The sequence below is a fragment of the Desulfobacter sp. genome (assembly GCF_050177295.1).
Genome location: NZ_JBFXHE010000139.1, coordinates 1 through 9,973 on the forward strand (window position 1 = coordinate 1; position 9,973 = coordinate 9,973).

General features: G+C 48.3%; 7 protein-coding genes and 1 pseudogene. 7 read left to right on the plus strand and 1 reads right to left on the minus strand.

What is annotated here, in order from left to right; all coding sequences use genetic code 11:
• Window positions 1-331, plus strand: a pseudogene (locus AB7U36_RS11290) (acyltransferase); the annotation flags it as partial.
• Here the strand turns inward: AB7U36_RS11290 and AB7U36_RS11295 are convergent.
• Entirely contained in the window at window positions 328-1,920 is a 1,593-nt protein-coding gene (locus AB7U36_RS11295; RefSeq protein WP_428159876.1) for a histidine kinase dimerization/phospho-acceptor domain-containing protein, read from the minus strand. The pseudogene AB7U36_RS11290 and the gene AB7U36_RS11295 overlap by 4 nt on opposite strands.
• A 423-nt stretch (window positions 1,921-2,343) precedes the next feature.
• On the opposite strand from AB7U36_RS11295, the gene AB7U36_RS11300 reads away from it, so the two are divergent.
• From AB7U36_RS11300 to AB7U36_RS11325, 6 genes are all read left to right on the plus strand, one after another.
• The gene (locus tag AB7U36_RS11300) at window positions 2,344-4,125 is read left to right on the plus strand and encodes a hypothetical protein (RefSeq protein WP_428159877.1); all 1,782 of its coding nucleotides are present in this window, start codon (window positions 2,344-2,346) and stop codon (window positions 4,123-4,125) included.
• Window positions 4,125-4,697 (plus strand): hypothetical protein, encoded by a 573-nt coding sequence (locus tag AB7U36_RS11305; protein ID WP_428159878.1) that lies wholly within the window; start codon window positions 4,125-4,127, stop codon window positions 4,695-4,697. Before AB7U36_RS11300 ends, AB7U36_RS11305 begins: the two co-directional genes overlap by 1 nt.
• 3 nt (window positions 4,698-4,700) lie before the next feature.
• Window positions 4,701-5,195 carry a hypothetical protein gene (locus AB7U36_RS11310; protein WP_428159879.1) on the plus strand — a complete coding sequence of 165 codons (495 nt, stop codon included), beginning with the start codon at window positions 4,701-4,703 and terminating at the stop codon, window positions 5,193-5,195.
• Between the two features lie 37 nt (window positions 5,196-5,232).
• Window positions 5,233-6,957: a type IV pilus secretin PilQ gene (gene pilQ, locus AB7U36_RS11315; RefSeq protein ID WP_428159880.1), complete on the plus strand. Its 1,725-nt coding sequence runs from the start codon at window positions 5,233-5,235 to the stop codon at window positions 6,955-6,957.
• 5 nt (window positions 6,958-6,962) lie between these two features.
• Entirely contained in the window at window positions 6,963-8,630 is a 1,668-nt protein-coding gene (locus AB7U36_RS11320; protein WP_428159881.1) for an AAA family ATPase, read from the plus strand.
• Between the two features lie 27 nt (window positions 8,631-8,657).
• Window positions 8,658-9,973 (plus strand): GspE/PulE family protein (locus tag AB7U36_RS11325; RefSeq protein ID WP_428159882.1); only part of this gene is annotated, 1,316 nt, incomplete at its 3' end.

Consider the following 9,973-nt stretch of genomic DNA (forward strand, 5'->3'; position numbering starts at 1 on the left):
CACCCGGTCAAAGGTGGTTCTGGATGAAAATGTGTGGATCGGCGACTCCGCCATTGTGTGCAAAGGCGTAACCATTGGGAAAAATACCATTATCGGGGCAGGCGCTGTTGTCACCTGCGACATCCCTGCCAATACTGTGGCAGCCGGCAACCCGGCCAGGGTCATCCGGGCGCTTGATCCGGCCCGGGAAATCATCACCCGCAAAGACCGGTACAGCGATACGGAAAAGATGACAAAGGTTCTGGAAACTGCTGAAAAAGACTGCCTGGAAGGAAATACATTTTTAGGATGGATTCGCAGTCTTATCGCCCCGGGCAGGGAACTCCCTTAGGACTTTTTGCCTATCCTGTCGATGGTCCGGATAAAATAGTCAAGACATGTCCGGATCTTTTCAATGTCAAAGGTGTTACACAACTGGAAAAGCGCTTCTCCAAATGCTTTGAATGGTTGGATGTTAAAAACGTTTCCGGTTTCAGTGATCATTACGGCAAAGCGCTGGACATCGGATATTTTCATTGCCTCCCGGGTTTGTGGAATATGGGGGGTAATATCCTTGTGCAATCTGTCCAGGAATTCTGCCGGCAGACTGTCCTGGTCCAGGGTGTCCAGCCGGCTTAGCGCAGCAGATCCATCCGTGGAATCAGCCACCGGGTTGATGAACCGCGTTAAAACCGCCATCAGGCTGTCTATGACAATGGGCTTGGCAAGGATACAGGCAAATCCCCGGGATTCAAGATCATCTTCGGACCACAGCGTCATGCCGGCGGTCATAAGACATATGGGAATATGGGCAACGTCCTGGTCTGCTTTCAAACGGGCTGCGGTTTCCACGCCGTCGATTCCATGCATCTTCAGGTCCATGAATATCAGGGCAGGTTTCTGGGCCCTGGCATGCTCAAGCGCCTGGCAGCCGTTTGCCGCTTCAATGACCTCAAGATTGATTTTCTCCAGAACTTCCCTGAGCATGAACCGGATCTCCCGCTGGTCATCCACAATAAGAACCCGGTCTTTGGCAAACCGCATGCGGGTCCAGGCTGATTTGCTTGCAGCCGCAGGCGCGGGAATGTGAGTTAATGGGACAGGCTCCCGGTTAATTTCCAGTTTGCCGGCCTCTATTTTGGACAGGTCCAGCATGTCGTTCATCAGGTCGGAAAGGTTTTTCCCGGCTGTATTTATGGCTGAAAGGTAGCTGGTCTGCTGCTTTTCACTGATCATTGTTTCCAAAAGTTCGCTGAAACCAAGAATCGCGTTTAAAGGTGTTCGGATTTCATGGCTGACATTGGCCAGAAATTCACTTTTTACCTGGTTAGCCTGTTCCAGCTCCTTTTCCTTTTGTCTGCGGATCTGGATTTCATTATTCAAGGCTTTGTTGGCTGCCTGCAGATCCCTGGTACGCTCTTTTAAAGTCCTCAAATGCTCTTCAGTCTGTTTTAATGCGGCCAGGCTGTCCTGGAGCCTGAATGCCATCTGGTTGAATTCTTTTGCCAGAACACCGAATTCATCGTCGGACTGAATATTGATTCTGGTGTCAAGGTCACCCTTGCCAAAGGCCTGGGTGCATAGAAGAAGCGCCTTGAACGGATGGGTCAGATGGGCGGTTAAACCCATCAGAACCAGGGAAATGATAATGGCCGCTGAAATGAACAAACCATACAGATAGGGCTGCATCCGGTTAATGGCGCCGTGCACCTCATCCATGGGATCCACCGCCGGAACGTGCCGCTCCCTGGTTGAGTCATGAAGAATTTTTTCCTGATCGCGGGTGATTTTCATGGCCGTATCCAGGTGCGTGGAAAGCCAGATCTCCCCGAGATCAAAAAGGGCTGTACGCGAAAAATGGTAAGTAATCAAAATGGTTGCCGCCAGAAAGAAAAAAACAAGCGGGAGGGTTGGAAGCAGAATTTTGGTGTAGATTTTCATGTTAAGGTCATTACGGGCGTGTCTGCAAGCCAATCAAATTTATAATGAGTTTAGATATGATATATTTCATGTTCCCTAATATCAACTGATTATATTTTTGTAATGATTGTGCTAGGATAAAAGTTAATTTTTTCAATATAGTATGATGACTTAATGGTGAGAATATAATTGACAAACCCTGAAAAGTCGGATTAAGCTAATGCGTTTTTACACAAATTGGGTGATTGGTGAAGGTCTTTTTAATAAAGAAAAAGCACAGGATTGTTCATTAAGAGAAGCTTGAAAAGTGAAGCTTAATCTTAAGCCAAAAGAATAGTACCGGTGAAATTTTACCGGAACTATTTTTTTTCTGTCAGGTGTATTTTGTTAATTAGTCTTCTTGAAAATATATAACAAAATTTAGAACCATTTAAAGAGGTTGCTGTGACAGATTCCAGTGAGTTAAGCTCAACTGAGAAACTTTTGGATTCCATCCGGGGCGACACCCCGCCCCAGGCACTTTCCCGGGAACCCGTTCCTCCCCTTCCCGAATCCAAGGGACGCAGTTCTCTTAAGGGCAACGCCCTGAATAACCTTTGTGCCGGGGCATACCTGGGGGGCGATTGTCTGTCCCTGGTCCTGGCCGGCGAGACAAAGCGCGGGGGCGCAAAAGAGGTTGTCAAGTGGCAGGTCTTTCCATATCCCGAAAATATGAATATGAAAAGCGACCGGTTCCCTGCATTCCTCAGATCTGCGCTGGCCTCTTTTCTAACAGACAGTAAAAACGTTTCCATCTGGGCCGCCATTGAGACAAAGGATGTTAAACTAAGACAGCTGACCCTGCCCAACATACCGGATGCCAAGCTGGCCAATGCTGCCATGTGGGCATTGAAAAAGGAAATTGAAATAGATCTGGTCAATGAAATTTTTGACTATGAGTTTATTTCAGATGTTCATGTCAGCGGTGTGAAGAAGAAAAATGTGGTGGCGTTTTCCGGTGACAGGGCCGCTGTAAAAGGACTGAAAGCCCTGTTCAAATCAGCCGGATATTCCCTGGCCGGCGTTACGGCCACCCCGTTTGCCATCCAGAACTGCATTCTTGCCGGCCAGCCCGACACCGGGGGCCAGCCTGTGGTGATTGTGAATATCCGGCGGCACCGGTCTGAAATTTTCTGCATGTCCGAGCAGGGCATACTGGTGGCGCGGAGCATTAAAACAGGGTCTTACAGCCTGGTGGAATCTTCAATGGAATCCGGGATGGTGGCCGGGAATATTACGGATATTCCCTGGATTTTGGCAGCAAGGCAGCGGCTGGATGACCCCGGGTTTGAAGAGATGGAAGCATCTGCCCGGCGGCTTTTAGGAAAAATTCAGCGCACCGGTGAATACTGCTCCAATATGTTTCTGGAAAATGAACCGGTTGCAAAATATTATTTTTTCGGAGAAACAGATGACAGCCGGGCATTCATAAACTTCAGCAAAGAAATGATACCTGGCCGGGCCACCCTTTTCTCTCCATTTCAAAATGACCCGGGTGCCATGGGTCTGACCATGCCCACCAGCGCAGCAGACAGGAACGGCGTTATTCCGGCCCTGGGCATTGCCCTGTCCGACAAAGGCATTACGCCCAATTTTCTTTATACCTATAAGGAAAAGGCGCTTGAATCAAAAGCCAAAAAGATCAATATGGGGATAATAGCTGCAGGGATTGCAGGCCTTATGATCTGTGCCGGTGTCTGGTTCTGGTTTGACCAGATGGAAAACCAGGAAATTGCCAGGCGTACATCCGTAGAAACCCAGCTTGCAAAATATGATACCCAGGTCACCACGGATGTATTGAATAAAAAAAATGACCAGGCCAAGAAAAAAATAGAGATGATCCGTCAGTATGCCAATGATTATGCATCGTTGTCCGTTATCAGCGAATTATGCGCGCTGACGCCTGAAAATATAGATATCCTTACCCTGGAAGCTGATCTTGCGGAACCTGTGGATAAAGATCCAAAGGCAAAAAATGAAAAAAGCGTTGGTGGACGGGGACCACATCTGCGTCTGCAAGGGGTTGTGTCTGCGGAGTTCACCGCCCTTGAATCCACGCTCACAGGATACGTAATGACGCTGGGTGATTCTCCTCTTTTCGGTAATATTGAGATTGAGAATAAAAAAATAGAACAGAAAAAAGAGCTTAATATGCTCAACTTTACTGTGGATATGGAAATTTTCTGATGACAAAAAAGGAAACAGAAAAGATTTCCTCCACAACCCTTGGTCTGATTGTGGGGTGCTTTGTGGTGATTCTTGCCCTTGCCCTGGGCCTTCTTTACCCAAAATTCAAGAATCTTCAGAAGGTCAAAGCGGACTTGCTCGCCAAAACCATTCGCCTGGAAGAGCAGAAACAGTTTTATTCGGTATATGCCCAGGCATGTGGCCTGGCAGATACAAAGGTTGATACTTCCCTGCCTCTCCCGGAACGCAAGGCGATTCCCAGGGATGAGGTCTCAGGCCTGGCCCGGGTATTTAAACAGATTGCCGAAGGACAGGGTCTGATCCTTTTGGAAAACCGGATGGATACGGAATCTTTTAAAACCGGTGCTGATCTGATTTCCATGAATATGACTTACAAGGGAGCGTTCCTGCATTTCAGGCCCGCTTTGATCGAACTGATCAAACTGCCTTGCTTTAAACGCCTTGAAACCGTTGAAATCCGAACCGACAGAGACAATGCCAGGTATTGCAGTATCCGGTTCAGGATTGCCATAGAAAATAATGGTGTCTCTAAAAATCAAGGGCAGATCTGAACAATGAGCAGGAGAGAGGTTATCATCATTGTGCTTGCAGGTTTGCTGGCGGTATACGGACTGTTGAATTATTTTGTGCTGGATAAAAAGAAAGGCAGTACGGATGAAGAAAAAATTCAAGCTGCCATCAAAGCAGCTGACGATATCGGCAAAACAGCACAGACAGCGTTGGCCGCACTGAAAAAAGAAAATGGCGGCAGGGATCTTCCCTATCTCAAGGCAAAAGCCGAGGAGATATGGTCCAAGGACCCTTTTATTTATTACAGTGAAAATTCAGATGACCTGGATGACACCACAGCCGAAAAGCTGCCGGATATGGTCTATTCCGGATTTATTCAGATAGGTGGGAATATTCTCGGCATAATTAACGGTATGGAATACAGTATCGGAGATCTGGTTATGGAAATCGGGTACAAGGTGCTTGAGATCACGCCGGCAAAGGTGACGTTGCTGACCCGGTCCAACAGGCAGGTTACGCTATATTTACAAGAAGATTAAATCAACCGGTGAAATATAACAGGTGATGGAAATAAAAATGAGGAAATATGTTCAAATATATTTTTTGGTACTGATGCTCATGGGCTCTGGTCTTGGGTGTCAGGCCACTCAAAAGGAAGCAGAAAGGCCTGACCGGTTTGAAAAATGGCGGATAATGGCGGATAATTCGCCCAAGGCCACGCCGGACGCCCGCCCTTATATTGAAGAGATAAACAGAGATGTCCAGCAAAAGGTCAAAGCCCTTGAACAAGAGAACAAGGCCAGGCAGAAAAAAATGGAAGACCCGCCTGAGCCGCAAATAAAAATGCCTAAAATGCGGCTGACCATGAAGATGCATGATGTCCCGGTGCCTGTCCTTCTACGGACCCTTGCCAGGGCAGCCGACGTCAATATCCTGATTAATGAAACGGTTTCAGGCCAGGCTAAAATCAATATCTCCAACGTACCCTGGGATGAAGCCTTTACCGGTCTTCTGGACTCCTATGGCCTGACGTATAAGTGGAGCGGCGATATTTTGCGGGTGATCACCGTGGATGACCTGAACAAGGAAATTGCACTCATGGAAGCCAAGCAAAACTATCAGAAAAGCAGGAAAGAACATGCGTTGGCCATGGAGGCGATCTCCAGAAAACAGGAGTCGTATGAACCATTGACGACCCGGGTCGTGAAAATCAATTTTGCAGACCTGGATGAGCTGCGTGAAAATCTGGAAAAATATCTCCTGGCCAACTCCAGGGAAGCTGCCATGGAAAAAGCGGTCATCGAATCCGGTGATAAAAAGAAAGCTGCTGAACAAGCCAACTTCAGGGGTTCAATTTTCAAAGACACAAATACGAATTCCCTGGTCATCCATGCCACCCAAACGGAGTTGAATAAAATTCTGCCCATTATCCAGAAACTGGACAGACCCAGTCAGCAGATTTTGATTGAAGCCCATATTGTGGAAGCCACATCAGATACGGCCCGGGAACTCGGGGTTCAGTGGGGCGGGCTTGCCGACACAATATATGACGGCAATACAAAGTCTACCCAGGGCGTCCTGGGGACATCCGCCTTTACCTCGAAATCAGAAGGAGACGACGAGGGCAATGAAAGACTGGGTTTTATCAGTAATGTTATTCAGGACAGCACCAAGGAGGTGGTAAACAAGGGTGGGTTGTCCTTTGGTCTGATGACACAGAAAATCGGGGAATGGGCCCTTTATACGGAACTTACCGCTTTGCAGAAAGAAGGCAAGGTCAATATCCTGTCCAAGCCCTCCATTACCACCCTGGATCACCACAAGGCCAGTATTGAGTCCGGCAAGGAAGTGCCCTTCCAGACCGTGGAGGATGATGAGGTTGAAATTGAATGGCGAAAGGCTGTCATCAGCCTGGAAGTCACGCCCCACGTGATCAACGACAATATTGTCCGGCTGGAAATCATTACCCACAAGGATGAGCTGGATTTTTCCAACCCTGTGAACGGAAATCCATCTATAATTACCAAAAATGCCCAGACCATGGTCAATCTGTTTAACGGACAGACCACGGTGATCGGCGGGCTGAACAAGGAAAATATCGAAGACGGCAAATCAGGGGTTCCGGGATTGATGAATGTGCCGGGTCTTGGATGGCTGTTCAGAAATACAACCAATTCAGCGGACATGGAAGAGTTGCTTATTTTTATTACACCGCATATTCTTAAAGGACAAATAACGCCGCCGCCTGTGGCAGACGCAGCAGCATCCCGGGTGCCGGCAGTATCCGGAGGAACCAAGTAAAATCCATGGCGTATTACCGGACCCTGCATCTGGAAAAGGAACCCTTTTCCAACTCACCTGATCCCGGGCTGTTCTTTAACGCCCGGCAGCATTTAGCTGCCCTGCAAAAGCTTGAAATCGCCATCCGGCTGCGCAGGGGACTTAACGTGATCACAGGGGATGTGGGAACCGGAAAAACCACGGTATGCAGGCAACTGATCCGGAAAATTGATAATGATGAAAAGATCAGGTGTTTTTTGATCCTTGATCCGGGGTTCACTTCTCCGGCTGAATTTCTGGCCTGGATACTTCACCATTTCACCGGTCTTCCTCTGCCGGCAGATCAGCATGGCAATGAACTTGCGCTCAAGGAAAAGATAAAAGCCAACCTGTTTTCAGCAGGGGTCGAGGACGACGTCACCACGGTATTGCTGATTGACGAAGGCCAGAAACTGCCGCTTTACTGCCTTGAAACATTAAGGGAACTGCTTAATTACGAGACTAACGATAAAAAGCTGCTCCAGATCGTTATTTTTGCCCAAAAAGAATTTGACCGGATGATCGCGGGCATGGAAAATTTTGTGGACCGGATCAATTTCAGGTTCACTTTTTCTCCCTTGGGCTTTGCGGAAACCCGGAACCTGATCCGGTTTCGAATCGACCAGGCCGCTTCCCCGGACCATTTTGATGACGACCAACGTCCCAGGTTCACTTTTTTTGGATTCTGGGCGGTTTACCGGATCACCAAAGGGTATCCCAGAAAAATTATCAACCTGTGTCATCATGTGCTTTTAACCATGATTATTAAAGACCGGCAGTGTGTCGGCTCCTTTTTTGTTCATGCCTGCGCCGGGGAAATATTCCAGGATTACCAGGAAAAGACAAAGGTGTCTCTGTTACCGGCTTTCTCGGTATTTGCCACGGTTTTGATTTTTTTTATTGCGTTTCATGCCAATACGATCGTGCAGGCCCTGCCTGAACCGGTTCAACAGAGAGTTGTTCAATGGGCGTTTTCCAATTTTTCCAGCGTTCAGCATGCAGCGGTCGGACCTGCCCCTGCACCGGTGACATTGGAAGTTGTTAAAGAATGCCCGGCGCCGGTTCAACCAGATGCCCCGCCCTTGGCAACAATCGTTCAACCGGAAACCAGGGCATTGGCCCAGCCTGATCCTGTCCAGCCTGAGCCTGTTGTCCAGCAGCCGGTTCCTGATGAAACAGCCGGATATGAACCCAATTTTCTGGGATCTGTAAAAATATCCGGTGAAGACAATTTGTATGCGATGATATCCATTATTTACGGATCATACTCAAAGGCGCTTCTCCAACAGGTTATGCAGGACAATGACAGAATTAAAGATCCAAGTCTGATCCTTAACGGAGAGCTTATCTGTTTCCGGGTTGTCAGTGATGCTTCCGCACACTGGCGTTCCGGACGGATCTGTCTGGCTTCGGACCGTTCAGGGGATTTGAGCAAAGCCTATGCAACAGCACGGGAATACAGGAAAAAAGGACTAAATATCCGGATTTTATCCTCCTGGAGTGCGGAAAAAGGATTTATGTTTGATGTGGTCTTAAACCGGGTATTTGCAGATAAACCGGCTGCACAGGCCGTTGCAACAAAGCTGTCCGAATCTTTGGGTGATTTCCGGGATACTGAAATTGCAGCTTTAGCAGAGGGTAGAACGATTTTATGAATTTAAGCGCAAATAAAGAGGATGTTGATGGCAACTAAACGCAAACGCCTGGGGGAGATGCTGGTAGAAGCCGGAATACTCCAAAAGGATCAGCTTGAAAAATCGCTGGCAGGCGCCAGAAATAATGGGAAACGCCTTGGCCAGTACCTTATTATGGAAGGAATTGTCAGCGAGAAAGATATTGTAGCGCTTATCTCCTCCCAGATGCATATCAAGCGCTACGATCCCAGTGAATATGCCATTTCCACAGATCTTGCCAATATTTTTGATGTGAATATCGCCCAGAAATTTCAGGCTGTGCCCATCCATAAAAAAGACGGTATGCTGCTTATCGCCATGACAGATCCCCTTGACATCAACGCCTACGATCACATAGAGGTTTATACGGACACTGAGGTAGAGGCTGTAATCTGCACGGAACAGGAGTTGTCCGCCCTGATTTCTTCGGTTTACGGTACCTATGCCGGTGCCGACGGCGTTCTGGAAAATATCCAGGAAATGCAGGAGATGGACGCCAAAGACGAGGTTGAAGAGCAATTCAAGAAAAACATCTCCTCACTCATGGACATGGCTGAAGAAGCGCCAGTTGTCAGGCTTGTCAACTCCATTATTACCCAGGCCGTAAAAGAAAAGGCCTCGGACGTTCACCTGGGACCTGAAAAAGATTATGTTGAAATCAGATTCAGGGTAGACGGCAAACTGCACCATATCCCTGCACCGCCCCGGAATATGTTCACGTCCATTGTATCCCGGTTGAAAATCCTGGCCAATCTGGATATTTCGATATCCAGAATTCCCCAGGACGGCCGTTTCACGGCGTTTGTCCAGGACAGGGAGATCAATATCCGTGTCTCCACCATTCCCACCGTGTACGGGGAAAACATGGTGCTCCGGCTCCTGGATACCAGTGCAGGCATTTACTCCCTGGACAAACTGGGTATGGATCCCAAGGACATTGCCGTTATTGAAAAAATGATTAAAATGCCCTATGGCCTCGTCCTTGCCACAGGCCCCACAGGATCAGGGAAAAGCACCTCGCTTTTTTCCATGCTGCAAATCATTAACAAACCGGATGTCAACATCATCACCCTCGAAGATCCGGTGGAATACAGAATGGAGCATGTGCGCCAGGGCCAGCTCAACAGAAAAGCAGGTATGACCTTTGCATCAGGTCTTCGTGCGATTCTGCGCCAGGACCCGGATGTGATTATGATCGGCGAGATCCGTGACAGTGAAACCGCAGGGGTTGCTGTCCAGGCTGCGTTAACCGGGCACATGGTGCTCAGCACGGTGCATACGAATGACGCGGCCGGCGCCATTACCCGTTTTGTGGACATGGGTGT

What these genes read in the sequence shown, in the direction of transcription:
- AB7U36_RS11295 (WP_428159876.1), bottom strand. Translation starts at nt 1,920, where the DNA reads ATGAAAATCTACACCAAAATTCTGCTTCCAACCCTCCCGCTTGTTTTT.
- AB7U36_RS11305 (WP_428159878.1), top strand. Translation starts at nt 4,125, where the DNA reads ATGACAAAAAAGGAAACAGAAAAGATTTCCTCCACAACCCTTGGTCTG.
- AB7U36_RS11320 (WP_428159881.1), top strand. Translation starts at nt 6,963, where the DNA reads ATGGCGTATTACCGGACCCTGCATCTGGAAAAGGAACCCTTTTCCAAC.
- AB7U36_RS11310 (WP_428159879.1), top strand. Translation starts at nt 4,701, where the DNA reads ATGAGCAGGAGAGAGGTTATCATCATTGTGCTTGCAGGTTTGCTGGCG.
- pilQ (WP_428159880.1), top strand. Translation starts at nt 5,233, where the DNA reads ATGAGGAAATATGTTCAAATATATTTTTTGGTACTGATGCTCATGGGC.